This window comes from Acetobacter tropicalis, assembly GCF_030644465.1.
Taxonomy (GTDB): Bacteria; Pseudomonadota; Alphaproteobacteria; order Acetobacterales; family Acetobacteraceae; genus Acetobacter; species Acetobacter tropicalis.
Genome location: NZ_JAUYUW010000001.1, coordinates 938983 through 964096, shown reverse-complemented (window position 1 = coordinate 964096; position 25114 = coordinate 938983). Strand labels below are relative to the sequence as shown.

Annotated in this window: 18 protein-coding genes and 1 tRNA gene; 7 read left to right on the top strand and 12 right to left on the bottom strand. The window is 59.2% G+C overall.

Annotated elements, in window-relative coordinates; all coding sequences use genetic code 11:
- Positions 1-2: 2 nt before the first annotated feature.
- The 5 genes from QWU00_RS04340 to QWU00_RS04320 all read right to left on the bottom strand — a co-directional run bounded on the left by QWU00_RS04340 (position 3) and on the right by QWU00_RS04320 (position 9451).
- Positions 3-1043: an ABC transporter permease gene (locus QWU00_RS04340; protein ID WP_006559412.1), complete on the bottom strand. Its 1041-nt coding sequence runs from the start codon at positions 1041-1043 to the stop codon at positions 3-5.
- On the bottom strand, positions 1040-2857 hold the full coding sequence (locus tag QWU00_RS04335) for an ABC transporter substrate-binding protein (RefSeq protein ID WP_231551668.1): 1818 nt from the start codon (positions 2855-2857) through the stop codon (positions 1040-1042). Before QWU00_RS04335 ends, QWU00_RS04340 begins: the two co-directional genes overlap by 4 nt.
- Before the next feature lie 218 nt (positions 2858-3075).
- Positions 3076-3690: an SCO family protein gene (locus QWU00_RS04330; protein ID WP_035379916.1), complete on the bottom strand. Its 615-nt coding sequence runs from the start codon at positions 3688-3690 to the stop codon at positions 3076-3078.
- A 3-nt stretch (positions 3691-3693) separates the two neighbouring features.
- A complete protein-coding gene (gene polA / locus QWU00_RS04325; RefSeq protein ID WP_035379962.1) occupies positions 3694-6513 on the bottom strand; it encodes a DNA polymerase I in 2820 nt (939 codons plus the stop codon).
- Between the two features lie 532 nt (positions 6514-7045).
- On the bottom strand, positions 7046-9451 hold the full coding sequence (locus QWU00_RS04320) for a TonB-dependent receptor (protein WP_231551669.1): 2406 nt from the start codon (positions 9449-9451) through the stop codon (positions 7046-7048).
- 646 nt (positions 9452-10097) lie between these two features.
- On the opposite strand from QWU00_RS04320, the gene QWU00_RS04315 reads away from it, so the two are divergent.
- Complete coding sequence (locus tag QWU00_RS04315) at positions 10098-11105, top strand: DUF3034 family protein (RefSeq protein ID WP_231551670.1); 1008 nt, start codon at positions 10098-10100, stop codon at positions 11103-11105.
- A 360-nt stretch (positions 11106-11465) separates the two neighbouring features.
- Here QWU00_RS04315 and QWU00_RS04310 read toward each other — a convergent pair whose 3' ends face one another.
- The gene (locus QWU00_RS04310) at positions 11466-13736 is read right to left on the bottom strand and encodes a protein-disulfide reductase DsbD family protein (protein WP_081939039.1); all 2271 of its coding nucleotides are present in this window, start codon (positions 13734-13736) and stop codon (positions 11466-11468) included.
- 564 nt (positions 13737-14300) lie between these two features.
- Between QWU00_RS04310 and QWU00_RS04305 the strand changes: the two genes are divergently transcribed.
- Positions 14301-15422, top strand: coding sequence for a glycosyltransferase family 61 protein (locus tag QWU00_RS04305; RefSeq protein WP_052051325.1), 1122 nt, complete (start codon positions 14301-14303; stop codon positions 15420-15422).
- 148 nt (positions 15423-15570) lie between these two features.
- Here QWU00_RS04305 and QWU00_RS04300 read toward each other — a convergent pair whose 3' ends face one another.
- Positions 15571-16089, bottom strand: coding sequence for a thioredoxin family protein (locus QWU00_RS04300; protein ID WP_035379922.1), 519 nt, complete (start codon positions 16087-16089; stop codon positions 15571-15573).
- A gap of 276 nt (positions 16090-16365) precedes the next feature.
- Here QWU00_RS04300 and QWU00_RS04295 point away from each other — a divergent pair, with 276 nt between their 5' ends.
- A complete protein-coding gene (locus QWU00_RS04295; protein ID WP_035379970.1) occupies positions 16366-17271 on the top strand; it encodes an amidohydrolase family protein in 906 nt (301 codons plus the stop codon).
- A gap of 61 nt (positions 17272-17332) precedes the next feature.
- Positions 17333-18565 (top strand): MFS transporter, encoded by a 1233-nt coding sequence (locus tag QWU00_RS04290; protein ID WP_035379924.1) that lies wholly within the window; start codon positions 17333-17335, stop codon positions 18563-18565.
- A gap of 126 nt (positions 18566-18691) precedes the next feature.
- Here QWU00_RS04290 and QWU00_RS04285 read toward each other — a convergent pair whose 3' ends face one another.
- Positions 18692-19228 (bottom strand): DUF1269 domain-containing protein, encoded by a 537-nt coding sequence (locus tag QWU00_RS04285; RefSeq protein WP_035379926.1) that lies wholly within the window; start codon positions 19226-19228, stop codon positions 18692-18694.
- A 259-nt stretch (positions 19229-19487) separates the two neighbouring features.
- On the opposite strand from QWU00_RS04285, the gene QWU00_RS04280 reads away from it, so the two are divergent.
- Entirely contained in the window at positions 19488-19973 is a 486-nt protein-coding gene (locus tag QWU00_RS04280; protein WP_006558839.1) for a hypothetical protein, read from the top strand.
- A gap of 603 nt (positions 19974-20576) precedes the next feature.
- Here the strand turns inward: QWU00_RS04280 and QWU00_RS04275 are convergent.
- Positions 20577-20792 carry a zinc-finger domain-containing protein gene (locus tag QWU00_RS04275; protein WP_006558838.1) on the bottom strand — a complete coding sequence of 72 codons (216 nt, stop codon included), beginning with the start codon at positions 20790-20792 and terminating at the stop codon, positions 20577-20579.
- 464 nt (positions 20793-21256) lie between these two features.
- Here QWU00_RS04275 and QWU00_RS04270 point away from each other — a divergent pair, with 464 nt between their 5' ends.
- Positions 21257-22321 (top strand): alpha/beta fold hydrolase, encoded by a 1065-nt coding sequence (locus tag QWU00_RS04270; RefSeq protein WP_392388278.1) that lies wholly within the window; start codon positions 21257-21259, stop codon positions 22319-22321.
- Between the two features lie 241 nt (positions 22322-22562).
- Positions 22563-22639, top strand: a tRNA-Arg gene (locus QWU00_RS04265).
- 276 nt (positions 22640-22915) lie between these two features.
- Here QWU00_RS04265 and QWU00_RS04260 read toward each other — a convergent pair.
- From QWU00_RS04260 to QWU00_RS04250, 3 genes are all read right to left on the bottom strand, one after another.
- On the bottom strand, positions 22916-23728 hold the full coding sequence (locus tag QWU00_RS04260) for a hypothetical protein (RefSeq protein ID WP_035379929.1): 813 nt from the start codon (positions 23726-23728) through the stop codon (positions 22916-22918).
- Positions 23725-24390, bottom strand: a complete 666-nt coding sequence (locus QWU00_RS04255; RefSeq protein ID WP_052051326.1) for a hypothetical protein — start codon at positions 24388-24390, stop codon at positions 23725-23727. The genes QWU00_RS04260 and QWU00_RS04255 overlap by 4 nt, the downstream gene beginning before the upstream one ends.
- Before the next feature lie 175 nt (positions 24391-24565).
- On the bottom strand, positions 24566-25093 hold the full coding sequence (locus QWU00_RS04250; protein ID WP_035379931.1) for a hypothetical protein: 528 nt from the start codon (positions 25091-25093) through the stop codon (positions 24566-24568).
- Positions 25094-25114 lie beyond the last annotated feature (21 nt).

Below are 25114 nucleotides of genomic sequence, written 5' to 3'. Positions count from 1 at the left end.
CTTCATGAAGACCGCCGTGCGGCATCACGCACATCCAGCGCGTCCCGCAGGCCATCGCCCAGAATGTTCAGCGCCAGCACCACAATCACAATGGCAAGGCCGGGGGCCACGGCCACCATGGGGCGCGTGTAGATCAGCCCTTCGCCATCCTGAATGATGGTGCCCCAGGACGCCGCAGGGGCCTGCACACCAATGGAGAGAAAGGAGAGCGCACTTTCCGCCAGCAGGGCCAGCGCCATCAGCAGCGGGCCGAGCACCACCAGCGTTGTCATCACGTTGGGCAGGATATCAAACAGCACAATGCGCCAGCGGGGCACGCCAAGGCAGCGCGCCGCCGTAACAAATTCCGCCTGCCGCAATGCCAGCACACGGCCACGAATGGGCCGCGCGGCATAGGGCACATATACCAGCGCAATAATGACAATGGGGATCAGCAGATTATCTGCCTCGATCACGAACGGCCCCAGCTTAAGGCCCTGACTGACCGTAACAATGGAAAGCGAGATAGCGAACAGATAGACCGGCACCGCCCACATGATATCCATCAACCGGGAGAGCACGGTATCCACCAGCCCGCCAAAAAAACCGGCGGCAATGCCTGCGGTGGCGGCCAGCAGCAGGCATAGCACCGCTGCACAGGCGGAAATCAGCAGCGAGTTACGGCCCCCATACAGCAGGCGGGCCGCAACATCGCGCCCCTGACTGTCCGCCCCAAGCAGGTAAGCGGCGTGGCCCGTCGGCCCGATGGGGCTCAGGCCCAGATGCAGCGGGTTATCATTGGGCTGCATGATGTCCACCTCATGCCCATCAAGCATTATGCTGCCTGCCACGTTGGAGGTGAACGGGTCCACCCGCGCCACATCGTGCGCATAGAGGGGGGCCAGCAGGCAGGCGATGGTCATGCACACCAGCACGCCAAGCGCTGCCATGGCGGAGCGGTTGCGCAGCAGCGTGCGGCCCGCCTTGCGCCAGGGGCCAGCCGGGCGCGCGGGTGCGGGCACCGGAACACCCGTGCCGGAAGCAGAAGAACAATCAGCCGTCATTGGATCTGAAGCTGGGAGAGCAGAATTTCATCATTGAGTGTTACGATGACGTTACGCGCGCGTTTTGACAACAGCGTAACCCGTTTGATCTGCACCAGCGGCACGGAGGGCGCCTGTGCCATCAGTGCCCGGTCTACTGCTGCCCATGCCTGTGCGCTGGCGGGTTTGTCAGTCAGCGCAAGGGTGGCGGCGTGCTGCATCTGGTCTTCAATGGTGGGGTCACAAAAGGCGGACATGTTCAGCGAGTTATCGGAATGTGGGTGGATGCTCTCGCACGAATACAGCGTGTGCAGGATGCCTCCGGCGGAAGGATAATCCGCCTGCCATCCTGTCAGCGCGACCTGCACGTGATTGTCACTGTTCTGAACGTAGGGAAACTGCACTGTCTGCGTCATGCTGCGCACCACGGCATCATACCCGATGGCGGCAAGCGTGCTGCGCAGTTCCATGGCCATGGAGCCGTAGCGCCCATCCAGCGGCGCGACGATGGTGACTTTCTGCCCTGCCGTGCCACTCTCCCGCACTAGCCTGCGGGCGGTTTCAAGGTCCGGGGCCTGCCATCGCGCGGCGGGATGTTCGGGTGAGGCTCCTTTGGTGTAGGCGCAGGACGACTGATGAGCCGGCGCGCCTTCGGGCAGAAGCTGGCAGAGCGGCACGGCTACGGCAGGGCCACCATGATAGATCACCATGGCATGGCGATTGACGGCGTAATTCAGCGCCTGCCGCGCCTTGAGGGAATTGAACGGCGGCAGTGTGGTGTTCAGGGCCGCGTAATAATACAGCAGCAATGTATAAAGCTGCACCTGTGCGGCATAGCGTGAGCCAACTTCGCCCAGCCTGTCGAGCGGTACGTCCTCATACATCCAGTCATACTGGTTGTTTTCAATGGCCGTGACTTCAGATTCCGGCTCCAGCCCGAAGGTCAGGCGTATATGGTCCGGGTAGCCCGCGGGTTGGGCTTCATGCGCCCATTCCTGAAAATATGGGTTCCGTTCCATCTCCAGATACTGGGTGGGGTCATAAGCCGTTATGCGGTAGGGGCCGGTGCCGGGTGGCGCGCTATTGCCCATGTCATGCGGCGGGGTGCTGGCGGGCAGAATGGCGGCGTGCCCCCATGCCAGATGTTCCAGAAAATCCGGGTCTGGTGTGCTGAGGTGAAACACCACGCTGCGGGTGGCGGCATCTGTTTCCACACCGCCTGCCAGTGTGCAGTGGGCGGGGTCTTTCAGGCAGGCGTCCGCCCCCACAATATGGCTGTAATACGGGCCAGCGGTCGGGCTGCCGACCTTGAACACTCTGCGGAAGGAGGCCGCAACATCCTCCACCCCCAACGGCTGGCCGTTGGAGAAGCGGATACCCTTGCGCAGTGTGAGCCGGTAGGTCAGGCCCCCTTCTTCCGGCGTGGGCACCTGTTCCACCAGATTGGCAATAACCGGCAGCGCGCCGGGGCCGGAGAATTTGGGATAGGCCAGCAGCGTATCATACACCGGCGTTTCAATCTGCCGGGTGAGGGACATATACGCCACCTGCGGGTCCAGCGTGCCACCGGAACTCTGAGCCGTGAGACGCAAGGTGCCCCCACTGTGGGGCAACGGAGCGGAAGCAGGCGTGGCGGAGGCCGCAGCCTCCCCGTTTGAGGCCAGCAGCATGATGCCCGTAATCGCACAAAGAGCCGCCTTACCAACCCGCCGCCTTCGGCCATGAGCGCGGAGGTGAGAGCCGCACGCTGCCTCAATGACCGCCGATAAAGGCGAAAGTCCCACAGCGGAGACCGAAGCCCGTGCATTATGTGAAATAAGACGCCGCTGTATCATGCTGCCGTTTTTGTTTCCTGCAGACGGTCCGGTGCTCTTGGCGGGTTCGGAAAACCCCTATCCGGGCCTTTCTGTCACGAGCGGTATCAAGACGTTATGATTCCGTCGTGACTGAAAAAGGTGGGTTTTTCGAACCCTCAACTTTGCTCCTTTAGGGAGAGGCGTGGCCCGTAACCCCTTTCACCAGAAAGACGGGTAACGGGAGGGCGGCTAACAGCCTACTCCTGCGGCTTCATGATGGTGGCGAGGTGCTCGGCCATTTCATCCGCGCTCTGGTTGGCGTCCACAGTGCCCTTATAGCGGGTATCCGGGTCCATCACTACAAAGCGGGGAGACATGCGCATGGTGTACTGCCATTCAGGGTCATCCACTTTTTCAATTTTTGCGTGATATTCCTGCGTCAGTGCTTCCAAGGAGCGCGGGGCGGCGGTGCCAGCCACCACGCGCGGGCCAATGGCCGCACCGTACTGGCGCAGGCGGTCTGCATCATCACGGTCCGGGTCAAGGCTGACAAAAATGATCACAGCCTTGCGCTTGCCGGGGTCCACCTTGTCCAGCGCGGCGGACATGTTCCGCAGGGCGGGTTCACACGCATCCTGTGCGCAGTGGGTGGCGCCAAACAGCACCAGCATCCAGCGGCCACGGAAGGTCTGGTCCGTCATGGTGCCGGTTGTGGCGTCCATCAGGCGGAAAGACCCACCAACCTCATTGCCATAGGTGCTCAGGGTGGGGCCGTGGTGCATGGCAAAGCGGGTGGCCATGTAGCTGCCCGCACCGGCAACGGCCAAAATGGCAACGCCAATCAGTGCAAAGCGTTTTTCAGAAGGAGTCATGTCTTAATGTGCCTCTGCCCAGTTGCGGCCAATGCCGGTTTCCACCACCAGCGGTACGGAAAGTGTTGCTGCGGCTTCCATGACCTCACGGGCCAGAGCGGCCACGGCTTCCGCTTCGGCTTCATCTGCTTCAAACAGCAGTTCGTCATGCACCTGTAACAGCATGCGGGCGGAGAGCCCGGCGTCTTTCAGGGCGCGTGGCAGGCGTACCATGGCGCGTTTGATAATATCCGCAGCCCCCCCCTGAAGTGGGGCGTTGATGGCCTGCCGTTCTGCATACTGCCTGCGGGCCGCGCTTTTTTCCTGAATACCCGGCACGTAGCAGCGGCGGCCAAACGGGGTGAGCACATAGCCGTGCAGGCGGGCTTCCTCGCGCATGCGCTCCATATAATCCCGGATGCCGGGGTAGCGGGCGAAGTACGCATCAATATAGGAACGTGCTTCCCCTGCCGGAATACCAAGCTGCCGCCCCAGCCCGAAGGCCGAGATCCCGTAGATGATACCGAAATTGATGGCCTTCGCGCGGCGGCGGGTGAGGGCATCCATGCCTTCCAGCGGCACACCGAATACTTCGGACGCCGTGCGGGCGTGAATATCCTGCCCCAGCGCAAAGGCTTCCCGCAGGGCCGGAATGTTCGCCACATCCGCCAGCAGCCGCAGTTCGATCTGTGAATAGTCGGCAGACACCAGCTTCTTGCCCTTGGGCGCAATAAACGCCTGCCGGATACGCCCACCTTCTTCCGTGCGGATGGGAATGTTCTGCAAATTCGGCTCGTTGGAAGAAAGCCGCCCTGTGGTGGTGATGGCCATCTGGAAGGACGTATGCACGCGGTCTTCCGTGGTGGTCTGGCGCAGCAGGGCATCCGTATAGGTGCTTTTCAGCTTGGCAAGCTGCCGCCATGCCAGCACCTTTTCCGGCAGGGCGTGGCCCTGATCGGCCAGATCCTGCAACACGGAGGAATCCGTGCTCCATGCCCCAGCCTTGCCGCGCTTGCCGCCTTTCAGGCCCATCTCGTCAAACAGGATTTCGCCAAGCTGGCGGGGGGAGCCCACATTGAACTCACGGCCTGCGGTCTCGTAGATGTCTTTTTCCATCACGGCCATACGGGCCGCAAAATCTTCGGACAACCGGCCCAGTTCCGCCCGGTCAACGGCAATGCCCGCTTTTTCCATGGCCGCCAGCACCGGGGAGAGCGGACGTTCGATCTGCTCATACAGCGCCAGCGCCTGATTGGTGCGCAGGGTGGGGTGCAGCACATGCCACAGCCGCAGCGTGACATCCGCATCTTCCGCAGCATATTGCGTGGCGCGGCCCACGGGCACCTGCGCAAACGGAATACGGTTGCGGCCGGTGCCGGTTACGCTGTCATAGCTGATGGGGGAATGGCCCAGGTGCAGGGTGGAAAGCTCATCCATGCCCTGCCCATGCAACCCGGCGGACTGCGCGTAGGAGATCAGCATGGTGTCATCCACCGGGCCGATGGTGCTGAAGTCCAGCCCTGCACGGTCAAACACCAGCAGGTCAAACTTGGCGTTCTGAAACACCTTCAGCACGCTCTCATCCGTCAGCAGCGGGCGCATGATGTCCAGTGCCGCGTCTGCCGTAAGCTGTTCGCCTGCCGGTTCTTCCAGCGTGCCTTCATGCCGCAGCGGCACGTAGCAGGCTTTGCCCGGCGCCGTGGCAAGGGAAAGCCCCACCATGTTGGCGTGCAGCGGGTCCAGCCCATCGGTTTCCGTATCCACGGCGCACAGGCCCGCTTCCTGCGCGGCGCTGACCCATTTTTGCAGGGCTTCTGCCGTGCGCACGGTTTCATACGGGCCATAGGCGGCTGCCATGGCGGCGGTTGCGGCCTCGCTGGGGCCAGCAGCAGCAGGGGCTGCGTCTGGTGCCGCAGCCCCTTTGACAGATGCCTGAACCATAGCGTGCGCCGCCCGGTGTGCATGGGCGCCCGAAGGATGCCCCATGCCCAGCCGTTTCAGCACGGAACCAAAGCCCATGTCTTCCAGCCAGTCGGCCAGAACGGGTTTATCCAGCTCCCGCACGCCCAGTTCTTCCACCGGCATGGGCAGGGGCACATCACACGCCAGTTCCACCAATTGGCGGGAGAGGCGGGCGGCATCCGCGTGCTCGATCAGCATGTCCCGCCGCTTGGATTTTTTCATCTCCGGCGCGGCGGCCAGCACGGCTTCAAGCGTGCCGAATTCATTGATCAGGGCGGAGGCTGTCTTGGGCCCAATGCCGGGCACGCCGGGCACGTTATCTGTGGAGTCCCCCATCAGGGCCTGCACGTCCACCACCTTTTCAGGCAGCACGCCGAACTTCTTTTCCACTTCTGGCAGGCCGATGGGGGTCTGTTTGATGGGGTCCAGCATGCACACGCCGGGGCCGATCAACTGCATCAGATCCTTATCGGAGGAGATAATGGTGCAGGTGCCGCCCATCTTCCGGACCGCCGTGGCGTAGGAGGCGATCAGATCATCTGCCTCCCAGCCCTGTAGTTCAATGCCGGGCACGTTGAAGGCCTGCGTGGCATCACGGATCAACCCGAACTGCGGGCGCAGATCTTCGGGCGGTTCCGGCCGGTGCGCCTTATATTGCGGGTAGATGTCTGAGCGGAAGGTGTGCCGCCCGGCATCAAACACGACCGCCAGATGCGTGCCAACATGTTCGCGCAGCAATCGGGCCAGCATGTTGGTGAAGCCATACACGGCGTTTACCGGCACGCCGTGCGGGCTGGTCATGGGGGGCAGGGCATGGAAGGCGCGGAAGATGAAGCCGCTGCCATCCACCAGAACCAGATGAGGTGCGTCAGATTGGGTCATGATAAGGCTACCGGCTGAAGGGCTGCCGGACACGGCCGTGCAGGGAAGAAAAGCATGCGTTTGGGATATGCGCCCTTCGCCTCGATGTCCAGCGTTCACACAACATGCGCGCATGCCTTAGCCCACACAGGGCAAGGACAGCCGCCGCACTGCGCCCGGAGGGAGAGGACCTATTGCGCCATCAGAGAGACGTTAGCGTGAGGGGGAGCGGAGCGTCTGTGGTCTTTCTGTATCGGGGGTGGCTTTGGTCAGTTCCTGTTGCCGTTGTGGCGTCTGTTCCACAAAGCAGCATAGCGAAGAGGCAGGACGATCCCTTGCTGGCGTTTAAAAGCCGACCGGAAACATGAGCAAGAACGATCTGAGGATAGACTTTGTCCTCTGGCTCTGATGACAAACAGGTGCAAGGCGAGGTTCGAGCATATGAGGTTCAAGAGGCTTTTATGAAGTCCCCACAACGCAGCGATGTTCTTGCGCATAAGAAGGATGGGCTGGAGGGTTTCCAACCCCTCCATAGTTACTTTTCAAGCTGCCTTTAAAAACCTGTCGAGACGGAGACGACCCCTGCAAAACCACCGCCGACAAAATAGGTGGGGGCTCTTCCGGCAATGGTGGTGCCGTAAACGCCCTGCGTGGTGCGGGCATTGGCGGAAACGCTGTTTACCCCGGACAGATAACCCGACTGGCCAAGATTGATCAGATTGAGCTGGATCTGGGGAGAACGCGCAAAGCCCACCTGCCGCAGCCGGTAACCCATGCTGAGATTGGCCGTAACAAAGCCCGGAATACGTTCATCATTCATGAAGGTGGAATAGGTGGGCCCCACGTAATTGAGCGTGAACTGTCCAAACAGATGCGTGTCATCATAGGACAGGCCAATAGTGCCGGAAAAATCGGGTGTACGAATAGCTTTTTTGCCGCGTGTGGGCAGGTAATCCATGCCGGATTTCAGGTTATTGTCTATGGTGGCGTGAATATACTGGCCCGAGAGGTACGGGCTGAAATGGTGCCAGGGCTTGAGCCCTACCTCAAGCTGTGCGCCGCGGGCTGTCTGCCCCCCACCATTGAGGGATTCCGTCACCAACGCACCATTCAGGTTGCTTGTTGTGCTGATCTGGCGATTTGTGAAGTTGTAATTGAAGAGAGCAGCGGAGACGTTCACCAGCCCGGTGTGGCGGTAGCCCACTTCCTCGCCAATGGAGTATTCGGGGCGGGTGTCACTGGTGGCGCTGCGGGTCTGTGCACCGGTGACCACGTTGAAGCGGTCATTATAGCTGGAAATGCCGGAGGGGGCGCGAAACCCTGTTGTCCCGTTCAGGAAGATCTGGTCCTGCGGTGTCAGATCATAACTGGCGGAAAGCTGTGGCTGGGGCGAGAAATAGCTGGCCCCGTTGCGGTAGCGTGCGCCTGCAAGCTGATTGCTGATGGTGCGCGTTACCATAATGGCGCGAAACGTGGCGGAAAGCGTCAGCCGGTTGGACAGGGCATGAAAACGGTCCTGCACAAACAGGGCATTAACCTGTTGCACCAGATGCGAGTTATAGGATGTCAGCGGTTCTCCTGATGCAGTCAGAATAGGGTAATAGCCCCGCATGTTGGAAACCCCTCCATTTGCATCCACGGCAGCATACCGCGAGGGATTGGAGTAATCATAATAGGAATACCACGCGCCGCCTGTCAGGCTGTTGCGGCCTGCATCCCAGCGCAGGGAAGCCGTGATGCCGGAATGCGCCTGCTTGAAGGTATCCGTTGCAACAGCGGTAATCTGGCCTGTCTGGGGGCCTGCACTGGCCTGTAGCGGCCCGGCAGGCTGGTTGCCCTGATAGCTGTGCTGCGGGTCAAGCGTGGTGCCAAACCCGTCATACCCCGCGACATAAATGAAATAGGGCGTAAGCGAGAGATGGAAATGCCGGTTCAGCCTGAATTCCAGCGGGGCTGTCAGCAAGGTTTGGGCACGGGCGTTTTCCTGCAACAGGTAATAGGAACTGTCACCTTCCGTATAACGGGATGAATAATTGAACTGGGTGCCACTGGCATGCCACTGCGTAAGTGTAGGAGCCCGCAGGTAATATTGCCGCTGCCGGTTAAAGGAAAAAATGAGCGAGGCAGAACTGCCCTTGCCCCATTCCCGTAACAGGCGGCTGTCCACATGGTAGCGTGGGCTGTCTCCGGCCCCGCGCCACTGGTTGGCGTTGCGGTAGGAAAAGGACGCAAAGCCGGTTACGCCTGTATGCCCTATTTCTCCACTGTCCAGCCGCAGGAATTCACGGTTGAGCGCATAGGACCCGTAAGAAAGATCCATCAAACCGCCTGCTGTTTTGCGCGGTTTGATCATGTGCACGCTCAGTTGGCCGCCTACTGCGTTGTAAAGCGGTGCCGTGGCTTCCGCCGCGCCTTGTGTGAGGGTGACGGAACTGATGTTTTCCGTATCTGCCGTGGCGGAGGTGTAAGGCATCAGGAAAAGCGGCGGGGCAGCGGGCACACCTTCAAACAGATACCCGATTTCTGTCTGGTCCAGCCCGCGGATGGAAAGCCCCTGCTGGTCATCATTCGTGCCGAGCGGGTCATTGGCGGAATAGATCACACCGGGCAGGGCGGCGATCATGGCAGTCGGGCTTTCGGTAGGGCTCTGGCGGGCAATATAATCCCGCGTCAGGCCGCTCTGTGCATGGGGCGCGCGTTGTTGCGGCATCAGGCCGCCGCCTGCGGTGCGGCCTGTGGTACCATCTGCGGTGGTGTGGCTTTTTACGGTAACATATTCCGGGTGCGCAGGGGCTGTGTCTTCTTTTTTCTGCTCGCGCGTTGTTTCTTCCTTAGTCGTGCTGGATGTTTCTGCGGCGGCATCTGCTTCAGGCGTGCCACACAGGCCGGAGAGCGCCGTAGCCAGCACAAGCACGGAAGCTAGAGCACGATCGGGAGGAGAAGACGGGGTACGCGGCATGCAGATCAGACTTTTCATCGGATTTTATTGAGTTTTTTATAGACTAGCGAGATTTCCAAAAGGCTCAAATGTTATAATATAACATTTTTGTTAGAATGGATTTGCAACCTCAGCCGTAACAGGTGGGGAAAGGGGTGTTCAAACGCGAACGTTCAGGCCTCAACCGGTTCCAGCCAGCGTGCCTGTATGAAGGGCAGCATGCTCCTGACGTGGCAAAAAGAGCATGGAAAAGGGAAAAAGCCGGTCTTTTTGGTATGTGTCCCTGCGCCATCTGCGTGGCGTGCGGCGGGTAGGTTGCACGCTGCTCTGAGAAGGCAAGGTAAGGGTTTTTGTGGCTTTCAGGGCGCTTGTTACGGTTACTGAATAACATATACGCACAGAATGAGGAGATCAAAGGCCGTCTGCCTCTCTTCCGCTACGCCATAAACGGACACGTGATGCCAAGTGACAGCAACCGCTATGTAGCCTGTTCCCGCCAAGGGAGAGAGAGATGTCCGTAAAAAGCAGGGTCACAAACCATAGTCACAGGCGCATTTTTTCACAACAGACGTCAAAAAGGGAGGAGAGGCTTCCTTTCTCTGCCACGTTGCATGCCGGGCGGGCTGGTGGCGTTCTTACGGCATCTTTCTTTACGATCTGGGCAGGCTTGGCGCCTGCCTTTGCTGCCACCGCTGCACCTGTTGCGGCCACATCTCGCACAGCGGCAGCCGTTGCGGCTACAGGCAACCAACGGCCGGTGGGGCGTGCGTCCGCTGCCAGAGGCACGACGGTGTCCCTTCATCCGGCAACGGAACAGCCTGCTTCGGTGGAAGATGGTGCGGGTCAGCCTGATCCGCTTTCCTTCAACGCGCTTTTTGATGGGCAGAGAACGTTGGGCACCAGCGGGCTGAGTTCTTTGGAAGGGTCAAGCGGTGGCGGTATTGCAAGCTGGGCCACCATTGGGGGGTATGGTAGTAAAAAGAGCATGGGTATGGCGTTTCACTACAGTTATGTGAATGTCACCAACTATACGGACCAGAACGTGGGGGCGTTGATGGGGTTTTATGACCGCGTTGAACTCTCCTATTCTCACAATTTCTTCCAGACTGGCGGCACGGGCGCCAAGCTGGGCATTGGCCGGGGCTATCAGTTTGATCTGGATACAGGCGGCATCAAGGTGCGTCTGTTTGGTCATGTTCTGGATAAAACACTTCTGCCGCAGGTGTCAGTCGGGGCCATGTACAAACATGATGGAGACGCCAAGGTCATTCATGCCGTGGGGTCCAAACATACAGATGGCGCGGATGTTTATGTTGCTGTTACCAAGCTTTTCCCAAAAATAGGGATTCTGGTTGATACCACCCTGCGGCTGACCAAAGGCAACCAGTGGGGTATTCTGGGCTTTGGGGGGGACAGGAACGATAATTATTACCCGCAGTTTGAAGGTTCCCTTGGGTATCTGCCGTCCTTTATTCCGGGGCTTGTGGTGGGGGTGGAATATCGAACCAAACCGCGTAACCAGAACTTCACGCCGGAAAGCAACTGGTTTGACGTGTACGCCAGCTATTTTGTCAACAAACACCTGAATATCACAGCCGCTTATGTATCGCTGGGCACCATCGCAACCTACCGCACCCAGACGGGTGCCTATTTCTCACTTCAGACGGGGTTTTAAGGGGGGCATGCCAAGCTGCTTGAAGGTGCTGTCTGGCCCATCAGGTGTATCAGGCCGATCTTCTTGCGTTTGAGATCATCCCTTTTGCAAGATGCCTGTTGATAATAGTTGTGGAAGAAAAAGCAGTTTTTACGCCCCATCACTTGCTCCGGCCGGGCGTAACCACTAGCGCGGAGTGAAGAGTGAAGAGTGAAGAGTGGAAGGGGTAAGGCTCTGAAAACCCTATTCTGAATCTCCCAAGCGCAGGATTACCACAGGGTTATGCTTGTCACCCATTCCCCAAAGGAGGGTTTTTAGAAACCCCTAAATGCGGAAGCGGGAGAGAGTAGTTTACCCTCTCCCGCCACGCCCTACTGTTTTTTACTTTGTCTGATTTTCGAGTGTGCTGATCACCAGCCCCGGTGTCAGAATTTGCGGCAGGGTGACCTCCGGCCCGTGGGCGGGGCTGTAGATGTAAAGCGGCACCCCATCACGCCCGCGTTCTTTCAGAAAAGCGCTGATGGCGGGGTCATGGTTGGTCCAGTCTCCGCGCAGTACGGTAATGCCCTGTTTTGCAAATGCCTGCTGGGTTGCGGGAACATCCAGCGCCACCCGTTCATTCACCAGACAGGTAATGCACCATGCGGCGGTCATGTCCACAAACACTGGCTTGCCTGCGGCCTTCAGGGCCTCAAACCGGGCGGTGCTGAAGGGCTCCACGCCTTTAGGCAGGGCAGAGGTCTGTGGGCTGCTGGCCGCAGCAGAACCCTGCTGGTGCAGAAGGGCGGGAATAAGCGCCAGTGCGCCCAATAACCCCAGAAGCGCCAGCCCATGCAGGGCGGCATTGGTGCGCGTGTGCCCTTGCTGGATCAAGCGGGTCTGCGCCACGCCATACAGCCATGCGGCAAAACTGAGCAGCACCATGCCGGTGGCAAGCAGCAGCACAACGGAGGCTCCGCCTTCCAGCGCCGCCACCCACAACAGCCAGACGCAGGAGCCGAGTAGGGGAAAGGCCAGAAACTGGCGCAGATACTGCATCCACGGGCCCGGGCGCGGCATGCGGGCAGCAAGGCCCGGTATGGCGGTCAACAGCAGGTAAGGGGCAGCCAGCCCCAACCCCATGGCGGCAAACACCGCCAGCCCCGCAACCGGCGGCCCGGAAAGCGCACCGGCAATCGCCACCCCCATGAACGGGGCGGTGCAGGGCGTTGCCACCACCACGGCCAGAATACCCGTCAGCACATCATGCCAGTGGCCGTGCTTGGGTGTGCCTGAAACCCCGCCAGATACCGGCATGAATTCAAAAACACCCAGCAGGTTCAGGGCCATGCCAAACAGCAGCCATGTTATGAGCGTGACAAACACCGGAGACTGGAACTGAAAGCCCCAGCCTTCTGCTGCACCGGCCACCCGCAGCGCCATCATCAACCCGCCAAGGGCCAGAAACGTGACCATCACCCCCAGCGCATAGCACCCTGCGCTGGTAATCTGTGTGCGCCGTTCCGCCTTGCCCAGTTTGGCGACGGAAAGAGCCTTCATGGCCAGAATGGGGAAGACGCAGGGCATCAGGTTCAGAATCAGCCCCCCCAGAAACGCAAATACAACCTGCTGGCCAAACCCGGCCTGTGTCAGGCTGGTGGCGGCTGTGGTGCTTCCCCCGCGGGGGGGCGTCCCTGCTGCGTCACCCGGTGCGGGCTTGGCGGTCTGATACAGGGCGTGTTCGCTGCCTGCTGCGTCTTTCAGAACAAGAATGCCGGAAAGGGATTGGGTTGATGCAAGGTCGGGCAGGCGTTTCAGGTGCAGTTCCACAGCGCCGTTCTGCACGGCCTCGTTCTGCGGGGCCGCCTGATCAATCAGGCCGGGCTTGTCTGGCATGAACCACGCTTCCTTCACTGCGCGGGGCGAGAGATCCTGCCCGCTCACGCGCAACGTGCCATCTGCGGCAAGGGTAGCGGTATAAGGCGAAGGAACCGGCGTGGTCTGCGTAGCGGCCTCAAACAGGGGCGTTTGAGCGGAAGGATGTGGTGCGCCTGCCGCCAGAGGCAGGCTGAGGTCTGCTTCCTCCGGCACGCAGACACTGGCGCACACCAGCCAGCTTGCATGTGCTTTAAGCGTGGTGGGGGCACCCGTGCCAGAATCTGCGCCTGTGGCGGAGGTTTTTTCGGCAGAAGCAGCCTCTTTTGCCGCATGCAACGACAGGGAAAGCGGCAACACCACATCGCCCGTATAGGCATAGGACATCAGTGAGGCATCACGGATGCGTTGAGGTGTGGGCCACTGGATGGCGTCGGTTTTGCCAGTCAGCCCCCCTTCCGCCGTTATGGTGACTGCCGTGGCCTCTCCGGCATCACCGGGGTTCTGCCAGTATGTGTGCCAGCCCGGTTGCAGCTTCAGGCGTAGCGCTACACGCAGGGGCGTGCTGCCGTCTGCCGTGTCACTGTTGGTTATCAGTGTGGCAACGCTGTGTTCGGTGCTGACTGCCGCGCTTTCCGCCGCCTGTGCCTGCGGCAGACAGGCTCCTGCCGCCACCATGGTAACCGCAGCCAGCAGGGCACAGGCCCCTGCGGCCCAGAGACTACGCAACACAGCACGCGTGCGCGGGGCAGCGGTTTGATCAGGCGGAACAGAGCAGGGCAGGGCTCGGCAAGGCATGCACGGACTTTCGAGTAGGAAAAAACAGATGTGGTTCTCTTATAGACCAGAACGGGCCAGGGACGGCAGAGGATGCGTACAAAATTGGTGCAGATAACGCGGCCGCGCAAATGGCACAGGCTTGGGGGCATGGTAAACACGCTGCACGGACGGTCTGCGGGGCGTGGCGCTGCCATGGCGGAATGGCCCCATTGGGGCCCCTTCCTCTGCGGGGAACATCCTGCTCTTCTAACCGGGGGGGGCTAAACGCGTCTGAGCAGACAGGCGGCGTGCCGTGTCTTGTTCAAGCGGGTCCTTTCGGTTCTCAGCGCTGGCTGTAGGATGTCGCCACGCAGGCAACAGGACCGACTGTTACGAGCACGCCACAGTTGCGGATAATGAGCCCCCCTTAGCAGAAGAGAACCGGCAGTAGGGCCATGCCCGGCCTCTCATAGGCTTATACTGTGCAGGGAGAGGGGCTGTTATCTGGTGTTCCGCTGGCCTAAAATCGGTCAGCCCGCCTGATATGCGGGGTGCCAGTTCGTTCGTGGGGCTGGTGCGTCTCATTTAGCCAAAGCAGTACCCATGTTTTCTTTTGCCCGATTGTTCCGCCGCAAGGCTTCCGTGGCGTCAGCCGTTTCTGCGCCTCTTACGCTGGCGGAAGCGGCGTCCAATGTGCGGGTGCTGGATAATGCGCAGCCACAGCCAGCCGGGCTGGTGGACGATGGGTTCCTGCCAGAGGGGGCGCGCTCCCTGTTCCGTGGCTGGGTTTCAGAGCCTCTTGTTCTGCGGCAGTACGAGCTTGAAGATGTAGTGCTTGACCGCACGCTGATGGTGTTTCTCAAGGATGGACGGCCCATTATGGATACCGCCTATCTGCAACCACAGCAGGCCGTGGCGGAGCTGACCGTGCGGAAGGAGGATCTGGTGCCCGCCCCACCGGGGCAAGCCGCCATGGCCGCCTGTTTTGACCACTGGAGCACCAATTATTACCACTGGGTTGTGCACACCGTGCCCACCCTGTTCAGCCTGCGCCAAAGCGGGTTTGGAGGCGGGTTGATCCTGCCCCATCTGACAGAGTGGCAGGAGGAAACCGTGCGGATGAACGGGTTTGATCCGGCCCGTGCCACCCTGACAGAGCCAGGGCGGCAATATGCTTTCCGCAAAGTGATTTACACAGATTGCGTGCGCGGCGCAGCGGATTTTTCCATTCTGCCAACATCCCGTCAGGCCTATCACGCGCTGGCGGCGCAGGCCGGGGTGACGGGGCAGGAGGCCCGAACGCTTGATCTGTTTATTGAACGCGGAGGTGCCGCCAACCGTCTGATGCCCAATGAGGGTGATCTGGCACAGGCTTTGGCGCAGGTCGGGTTTACCATTGTAAGGCCGGAAACCCAGAGTGTGGCCGGTCAGATGCGGCTGTTTGCGCGAGCGCGGTTGGTTGTGGGGGCGTTAGGCGCGGGTATGGCCAATCTGGCATGGTGTCGGCCCGGCACGGTGGTGTGTGAGCTGGTGCCCCAGCAGCATCAGAACCCCTGCAATTTGGCACTGGCCATACAAATGAACCTACCCTACTGGGGCGAACTGGTGGAAACGGGGGTGGAGACGGAAAGCCATGTGGCGGCGTCTCAAAAGGGGTTCAATGTGCCGGAACTGGTGCAGCGCGCCCAACAACTGGCCGCATACGCGCAGGCTCATGTGCAATAGCTTTGAAGCGTGCGCGCTGCCCTGGATGGACCCAATGGTGGGTGGGGTAGTAGGCCCCCTATGCAGCCTGCCAGCACCGTTTTGGATCTGTGCTGGCTAACAACAAAAAAGCTGCCGGGAAAACGCTGCCTCCCGGAGAGAAGAAGGCTTACGAACGTTTGGACCATTCCGCCAGTTTGTCCACCACGGCCTGCGCGGACATGGTGCGGGCATTGCCCAGTTCCAACGTGGTATCCGCGTTCAGCACCTTGCCTTCTGGCGTGACAATAAGAGCCACCGGAATGGCTTTGACTGTCACACCATATTTGCGGGCAATATCCATGTTCTTGTTGAAGTGGTCCACATTGACTGAGACCACAACAAAGTTTTCCTGCACCCATGGCGCAATGGCCGGGTGGCTGAGCACACCTGCCAGCACGCGGCAGTCCGGGCACCAGTTTGCGCCAAAATCAATCAGCACCTTGCGGTTGGTCTTGCGGGCTGCGGCAAAGGCGTTTTCCACGGCCTGCGGGGCCTCTTCCGGTGCGGCGTAGGGGTGGGCAACGGCGGTAATCTGCGCGTTACCAACTTGCGGTAAGGGTTGGGCCGCAAGGGCCGCACCGGTGCCTGAAAAAGCCGTAAGGGTGGTTGCCAGCATAAGGGCGGAAAAAGACCGTGACGCAACCATGCACAGATGCTCCAGAAAAGGGTACAAAAAGAAACCAACTGTAGGCTGAGACAGGGGGCTGCCGTCAATCCTTGTAACGGACGGAAACGGGCGGATAGTGGACCGAATGCTGTGGGCAGGTTGGGCACAGGTCTTTTTTGCATGCGGATGGGGTGATCTTCACGCCGTTGTTACGGAAAATAAAAACGGTGGCGCGGGAAACGCTTGTTAAGCTGCTGTGTCATAACACCCGGAAAGCGGATTGAATCCGCTCGATTTTTTTGAGTGAGTCTGCCCATGCCCTCCTCTGTTGCGCCTGTGGATGAAACCGTAACCTGCCCGGCACCCTTTGCAACGTTGCAGCGTCCCACGTTTGTGGTGCCTGATCTTGCCTGTGATACCCATGCGCACGTGATTGCGGAGGATACCGCCCGTTACCCCTTCATGCCAGACCGCAGCTACACGCCGCCGCCCGCGCCGGAAGCCGCCTATCTGGCCATGCTGGATGCGCTGGGGTTGCAGCGTGGTGTTCTGGTGCAGCCCAGCATTTACGGCACGGACAACCGCTATATGCGTCACGTGCTGGCGCGCCATCCAGACCGTCTGCGCGGCGTGGCTGTGATTGATGCCACTGTCAGCGATGCAGCACTTGAGCAGATGCATGCTGAGGGCGTGCGGGGCGTGCGCATTAACGCCCTGTTTCGTGGTGGTGTAGCGCTGGACAGCATGGCGCAGATTGCCGCACGCATTGCGCCCTTTGGCTGGCACATGCAGTTTCTGATTGATGTCGCGCGCGGGCTGGAACTGCTGCCCCGCATTGCGCGCCTTGGGTGCGGGGTGGTGATAGACCATATGGGTTATCTTACGCCTTCCGTTGCGCAGGATGTTGGGGCACTGCGGGCGCTTGAAAAATGCGTTGCGGAGGAAGGCTGGTGGGTAAAACTCTCCGGCGCGTACCGTCTGGTGCAGAACCTTGAGGACATGCGGCAGGTCACGCCGCTTGCACAGGCGCTGATCCGCGCCAACCCGGAGCGCATGGTGTGGGGGAGTGACTGGCCCCATGTGGCCGTGCGTGACATGCCAGACACCACAGACCTGCTTTCCATGCTGGCGGAATGGGCACCGGATGATGTGACACGTAACCATATTCTGGTGCGGAACCCTGCGGTGCTCTACGGTTTTGCGCAAAAGACGCCAGACTGAACCCGTAGTAAAACCTTTTTAAAATCGTCTGTTCCAATAATAAGAAAAACTGGAAAACAGTATGACGTGGCTGACTGGGCTTTCCCGTGCAGAGAAAGCAACCTGCCTCTCCGCTTTTGGCGGCTGGATGCTTGATGCATTTGACTACATGATTTTCACCTTTGTCATTACCACGCTTATTGCGCAGTGGCACATCAACGCGGCTTCTGCCGGGGCATTGGTGACAGTCACGTTGCTGTTTTCTTCCATTGGGGGATGGGGCGCAGGCATTCTGGCAGATCGGTTTGGCCGCGTGCGGCTGCTTCAGGCCAGCATTCTGTGGTTTTCCGCCTGCACATGCCTCATCGGGTTTTGCCAGAATTTCACACAGCTTTTTATTGTCCGCACCTTGCAAGGTATCGGCTTTGGCGGGGAATGGGCCGTAGGCTCCGTTCTGGTGGGGGAAATTGTGCGGCCCGAACACCGGGGGAAGGCGGTCGGGCTGATCCAGAGCGGCTGGGCCGTGGGGTGGGGTGCGGCGGCGGCGCTCTACGCGCTGGCCTTCAGTGTGCTGCCGCCCCATCTGGCGTGGCGCAGCCTGTTCTGGGTGGGCATTCTGCCAGCCTTTCTGGTGCTGTATGTGCGGCGTCATGTACCGGAACCTGCGGGGTTCCAAGCACTACAGGCCACGCGGCAGAAAGCGCAGGCTCAGCCGTTCTGGGCCATATTCAGCCCCGCTTTGTTCAGAACAACCGCGCTTTCTGCGTTGCTGTGCCTTGGTATTCAGGGGGGATATTACGCCATTACCACATGGCTTCCTACCTATCTGGAAAGGGAGCATGGGCTTTCTGTCATCCATACGGGTGAATATCTGATGGTGGTGATTATCGGCTCGTTTCTGGGGTATGTGTGCGGGGCGTTTCTGGCTGATGCCTGGGGCAGAAAACCCACATTTTCCTTTTTTGCCGTGCTTTCCCTGTGCAGCGTGATTGCCTACCTGCTGCTGCCACTCACCAATATGGAAATGCTGATTGCAGGCTTCCCGCTCGGGTTTTCTGCATCGGGCATCTATAGCGGTCTGGGGGCGTATTTGTCCGAACTGTTTCCGCAGGCGTTGCGGGCAAACGGGCAGGGATTTGCCTATAATTTTGGGCGCGCCATGGGGGCGTTCTTTCCCGGCCTTATCGGCTTTTTAAGTCAGAGCATGGGGCTGGGCAGGGCGATCTGCTTATTCGCCGCCTGCGCGTATGGCGCAGTCTTGCTGATTGTGATGTGTCTGCCGGAAACAAAGGGTAAGGTCTTGCAAAATTCCTGATTATTCATAGGGGAACAACAGCAGGCATGAATCCCTTCCCGTGCTGGCAAAAGGATTCATGCCCCTGCATAGGGCACCGCTTCTGTCACCCTATTCCTGTTGTGTCTTTACCTGGCCTGTGGGGTTTCAGGCGGCAGGCTGTGGCACAGCGGCTTTTTCAAGTACGTTTTTCAGTTGAGCTTCACTTTCAGGGGAAAGGGAGGTTTGCAGCACACGGGCGTGGCCCTTGAACTTCTGAAGATCTGCCAGCACTTTTTCAGGCTGCGCTTTGCGCACCAGAATGAACAGGGCAGAGGTATTGGGCGGAATGGTCTCGCTCAGAGATTTGATGAAATTATCATCAATACCGTAATCAGAGAGCTTGCCCGCCAGTGCGCCAGCCCCAGCGCCCACCACGCTGCCAGCTACAAACCCGGCCAGCGGGTTCAGGCACAGAAGCCCCACCAGCACGCCCCAGAACCCGCCGGAAAAAAGGCCCCAGGATGCACCAGCTTTTTCAAGGTTGATGCTCTGGTGCAAATGCACCTTGCCCTCGGCATCACGCACCACCACCACGGCGTCTTCAAGATCGAGCAGGTATTCTTTCTGTAGTTTCCGGCATTCTTCCAACGCCAGTGTGGCGTCATTGGTATGGTCAAACCCCAGAACAACAAGATCAGACATGAAATTCGCTCCTTATAGCGTAAGGGGAGACAGAGTATTCCGTCAGTCATTCTCCACGCTGTGGCGTAAGGATGCAGAAGCACAGCACCTTTGCCTAATGCGTTTTGCAGAAATCAGACATTCATGAATTTTATAATTTCATGAAACAGGACCGATAAGTTCCTGAAAACAGCACGCATAACAGACCGGCATGCAGCTCACTTGTCCGCATGGCGGCCTCGCCTGATAGTGCGCACAAACATATATCAGGAGGTTTGACATGAAGGGGTTTCGTCACGTTGCCCTGCTGGCAGCCTGCGGTCTGGCTTTTGCTGGCGCTGCACACGCCCAGACAGCACTGAACACGGCGCCCGCGCCAGCCGCTATTGTACCAACCGCCACGTTGGGGAGTGAAGCCCCCATGACTGCATCAAACGCCGCATCCGGCGTGCTGGACCATGATGGTGTGCCCACGGTTGACAACGCCACCGCAGGCAATATCGCCGGGCTGATGTATTACTGCTATGCCCGCGGCATTGATGACGACACAACCGTGCGGTCCCTTGGCCGTTCTCTGGCCAAACGCGGTGATGTTCAGTCTGATGCCACATACCCCAGTGGTGGGGCAGGCCTGCTGCTGGTTGGCAGCGGTGGCCGTCTGCTTGACCTGAACACCCTTGGCAAGGACCAGCGTACCGCAACCTGTGCCCATGCTGCCCAGCGCGGTATTGAACTGGATGACGGTTCTTTCCTGCTGCCGTCCTGATTTTTCAGGCAAGATCCCTTTTACGCAGAGTGTGGCTTCTGCGTAAAAGGGATGTCCGAAAATATTTTTTGTAAGTTAGACAATAAAAAAATTCAGTTCTTCTCTATTCTTTGCAGCGCGTGAGGTGACACTCCCTGCCAAAATCCAATGGGCACAGGGGCAAGTCGTTCTATTCACACGCAAAAAGTGTATTGCATTCCAACTTAGGGATTTCTCCGAAAACTCATTCTTTAAGAACGGTTTTTCTAATCTGATGTCTTTGGATGCAGATTGTTTCTGGCAGACCCAGTCTGGCACGATAGAACTATTTTTCGGGTATCCAGAATACCTATAGGCAGACATCGAAGAAACGTACCAGTAAGCCCCATCGACACCACAGGTTCTCACCTTCTCCTTCTACCGAAGTGCAAAGCAAGAAAGTTGGTAAGTGTGACGTCTCCTTCAATGAGAAGGATCAGGACCTTTTCTGCTTCCCTGCCAGCCTGATGCTTTACCCCGTTGTCCGTTGAGGGCATCGGGAAACAGGTGGCGTCAGATCCTCACGCACACAGAGGAGCGGCAATATAAAAAGGGCTGGCAGGCGTGGACAGGCAGGAGGCCGGGTTAATGTCCGTGGTCGTCATGCGCGCCGGGCTGGAGCACAAACAGCCGAGAGCAATAGGGGCAGACGGTCTGGTGACCACCAATTTTCAACCAGACACGCGGGTGCCCAAGCGCGCCCAGGCCGCCATCGCAGGCAATCTTGCGTCTATCCACCACAATGGTTTCCACATGCCCAAGCCGGGGATGAGGCACCGGATTGGTTGGCTGAATGAGCATTCCGCAAATCCTCCCTCTGGCGCACGGTACTCTTTTCATGAGGTGTGCGGCCAGCCTGTTCGTGCAGCCTTCAGCCCCCGCATGGTTTTCACATGGGCATGACTGGCGCTGATATGGCGGGGATGATACGCGGTTGAGGGTCGAGTTCCTACCATCCCTCTCATCCCATCCGCGTGAGCATGCTGTTTTTTCTACCGTTTCTTTCCCGTGTCAGCAGGGTCTTTCACCGCACAGATGGGGCTAGGGTGGCCTCTGTGCGGGGACATGTGCGCTCGGGATGCAGGCCCGCCCGGTTTGATCGGGCGCAATCGGGGCAGGCTCCGTTCAGGAAGGCCTCTCCCCTTCCGATTGTGCGCGGTGTGGCGCAGTTTGAATGTGTTCACGTCAGTCTTACCCGGTTGACGCGCCTTCTGAGTGTCAGGTTTTGGCGCAACAGAAGCCACGCGGGTGTCGCCTGCTCTTTTTTGCGGGGCGGGGTAGGTTTGGCGGCGCTTGCTGTCGGGCTGGCTGGATGCACAACAACCCTACCGTCACCACCTAAGCCACCAGCCCGCTTTGCGGCTGCGGCGCGGCTTGTTCCGCCAGATCACACTTTTGTTCTTTCTGATGGCGCGCGTATGCCTGCGCGCGTTTGGCCCGCACAGCAGCACGAACACGCAGTCCTGCTGGCCCTGCATGGGTTTAATGACAGCCGGGACGCTTGGGAGGCACCGGCCCCGTTTTTCACTCAGCACGGTGTTACGGTCATCGCGCCAGATCAACGGGGTTTTGGGCAGGCTCCCCTCCGTGGGGGCTGGGCAGGAACAGTTCGCATGGTGGCGGATGTGCGTGAGGAAATAGCGCAAATTCAGCAAACACACCCGCAGGCCCCACTTTATCTGGCGGGGGAAAGTATGGGCGGCGCTGTGCTGATTCTGCTCATGGCCCAGCCAGAAGCGCCAAGGGTGGCCGGCACGATGCTGCTTGCGCCTGCCGTGTGGAATCTGGGGGCGGGGGCCGATATTCCGCTGCGGGTGCTCTCCACTCTCTTTCCCAGAAATCTGGTAACAGGGAGAGAACTGCCCGTGCATGTTGTGGCCAGTGACAATATGGCCGCGCTGATTCGTCTGTATTATGACCCACTTACCCTGCGTGCTACGCGGCTGGAAGCCTTGCAGGGGTTGGTGGCCCTCATGAAGCAGAGCGCCCGCGCCGCCCGGCACATCCATGGCCCCACCTTGTGCGTTTACGGAGACAAGGACCAATTGGTGCCGCCGTCTGCCATGGCGGAAGTTTGGCGCAGCATGCCCGCGCATGTACGGCTGGATCTGGTTCCCGGTGGCCACCATCTGCTTCTGCGGGACCGCAATGGCAAGCTGGTGACGCAGGACATGCTGGGATGGATGAACACGCCAAATACATGGCTGCCCTCTGGTGGCGATAGTGCCACAGCCGCATGGCTGGCGCAGGGCGTGGGAGAAAACGGGTGGGGGAAAAACACTCTGCCGCTCTTCCTCCCCGCCCAGATGGACACACTCGCAGGGCCCTGATTGGGCGCTTACTCAGGAGAGAACGCACCGTCACCAACAGTGGCAAGGCCGCACGCGTATCACTCTCTTTTTACAGGGGAAGGCATTTCCTCGCCCCTTGCGAGACAGAACGCAAAGCCGGGCTTTTGCTGGCGCTCTTGCCTTCAGGCTCTACGGACAGATGCTTTTTCTGGCGGAATTGCCTCTTTGGCCGTAATACGGGCTTGGCAGCATCCCGCCTTTGCGCTAGGGAAAGGCCCGTGGACCCGTAGCTCAGCTGGATAGAGCGTCGCCCTCCGAAGGCGAAGGTCGAAGGTTCGAATCCTTTCGGGTCCGCCATTCAATAAGATAAAATACAATAAAAACAATACTTTAGCTGCATTAAGGGAAATTTTACCCCTCTTATTCCCCCTCTTAAAACTGACACTTGATTTCACAATACCTAAAGAGGCAGGCTTCATCTGATTTGTTATTTATATATTGATATAGAAAAAACGAATAAATGCGGTCGCCTATCCAATCGCCTTTTTGGGTAGGGACACCCTATTCATAGCCACATAAAAAAAGGGCCTTCCTTGTGAGAAGACCCCATACATATTTAGCTGTGGTTTCTGTTCAGTCTCCCACGACCTTTCGGCCCGTCAGCCTGAACCAGTGCAGGATGCCTGCATCCAGAACCGCCATAGTCTTATGCTCTATTTCTGTAGGGCTGTTCTTCTGGCTTGCCCATGCTTCTGTTCCGGCCTCTAGTGCTGCGGTTAATCCCTTTTGGAAGAGTTCGTCCGTGCTGCCTTTTGCATGGTGGTAATCCGCCACAATCACACCCAGACGCTCGGGCGATAACTCAGAGGCTCCGGGGCCGCGCTGCTCGTCGGCATAGAGTTCTGTCAGTTTGTCGCAAGCGGCTTCTGTGGCAGCGCGCAGGTTCTTCTTAACAACATGCGGCTGCATTACTGTCTGCTCTTCCATCCTCGCGAACAGGAGCGCCAGTTTCCCGGTCACACCTTCAATGGCAACACCAAAGGGCAAGCCGGCATCATGTGCGAGTATGGCGGCCATGCGGCCCATCCCCGGCACATTCACCCAGCCTTGCCCGTCTTTCTCCATACGGTCGCCCTCATCAAGGGATGCATAGGCACGATCTGCCGCGACTTCCGCGCTGGCTTCCAGAACGCGCCCATCCTTCACCGGCCAGTCATAGATGGCAGAGAGACGCTGACAGAACTGGCGGGCGTGAAGATCATTCATTTCACAGGCCAGTGGACAATCCGTGCCGTCCTTGAAGACGACGGAGGGGAGGAAGGCGGCTTTACTGTCCTTGTCCAGAACCGGGCGCATCCACAGACAGCGGACGGCCTGCGGGTCCAGCGTCGCGGGGTCAGCGATGATGCCAGGAACGGCAGAGGCGGTTGTGTAGGAAATGTTCATGCTGTGGCGTCCAGACTGTTCTGAGTGAGGAGGGCTTGGGGTGTAATGGTGACGATGCCCTCCGGCGCCGGGTGGCATACGGAGCAGGTCCAGCCCTCTGACGTGTCACCGGCCTTTCGCCACCAGTGCGTAAAGCCGCAAAGGGAGCAGGGACCATCTGCATGAAGGCGATGGTCTGCCTTCACAGGGCTGGCTGTGATGATGAAGCGGCGGCGCTGTTCATTCCATTCCCAGCCCTGTTCTTTCAGCCAGTGCGGGTCTGGATCTCCGAAGATGTGTAGTTTGCCGGTCTCAGGGTCACGGCGGATTCCTGATTGGGCGTCATGCTCTGTAGGTAGTGGGTCCGGCTGCGGTGGCTCCGATGCTGCTTTCTGCTCATGGTCTGGCATGGCTTGTGCGGTCAGGTGCTCAATAATCTGCTCACGGCCAGCTTTCAGCAGGTCCAGAAGATCAGGTGTGATGGCCGCCTTATCGCCCCGTATGACTGGGCCGCCATCCTTCAGGACAATCTTACAGCCAAGGAAATCCAGCTCCTTAATCAGTGCTGCGGCGTCTGTTTGAGAGGCGGAATGCGTTCGATGAGGAGCGGGCGAAGCACTGTCGTGGGGCACCGGCAGTCCGTCAGCCCACGCCATCAAGCCGGATAGTGCTTTGCTCACCATGCCAAGGCCCTCCGGGCATTGTAAAAAACGGTCGGGACGGTCGGGACGGTCGGGACAGGCATCAAAAATGGCAGTTTACCGGCACTTTCCCGCGTGTGGCGCTGTCCCGACTTGTGGAAATCGTGGTCGGGACGGTCGGGACACTGGGAATCAGCCCTGCTTTTGGGAGAGCGCGTCATGCTGTCTCTCCTTCCAGAATGGAGCCGGACACCGCATAAACACGGAGGCGCCCTTCTCCCGGGATCCTTCGGTAGCGGGTCAGGTTTTTCCCGTCTCCCGGCAAAAGATATCCAGCCTCAAGAAGGACCTTGGCCGCGCGGTTTGCATCAATGCCCTTGCAGACCTCTTTCCGCCACATCTCAGGGAGGATCAGATATTCCCACTGGCTCCCATCAGGCGCGTCTATCAGTCGCCGGAAGCCCACACGGGAGACGGTGCGGCTGTGAGGATTTTCCACCCCTCCATCTGGTCCGCCTAAAAGAGCAAAGCGGCTTTCCCCATGCTGTTCTATGAAGGCCCGGACCTGCTCTATCGCTTCCCGGTCTTCTGCGGCATCGGTCCCGTCGCGTTCTTCCAGCCACGACTGGAAACAGGCCTTTGCTGCTCGTGTGGCTTCACCCCGGGCCCACGGCAAAACGTCATAGGCCGTGGCCAGCTCTCCCGCAGCGGAAACCAGCCCGAAGCGGCGCACGACGGAGCGCACCTGTCCATCCGCTGGACCAGC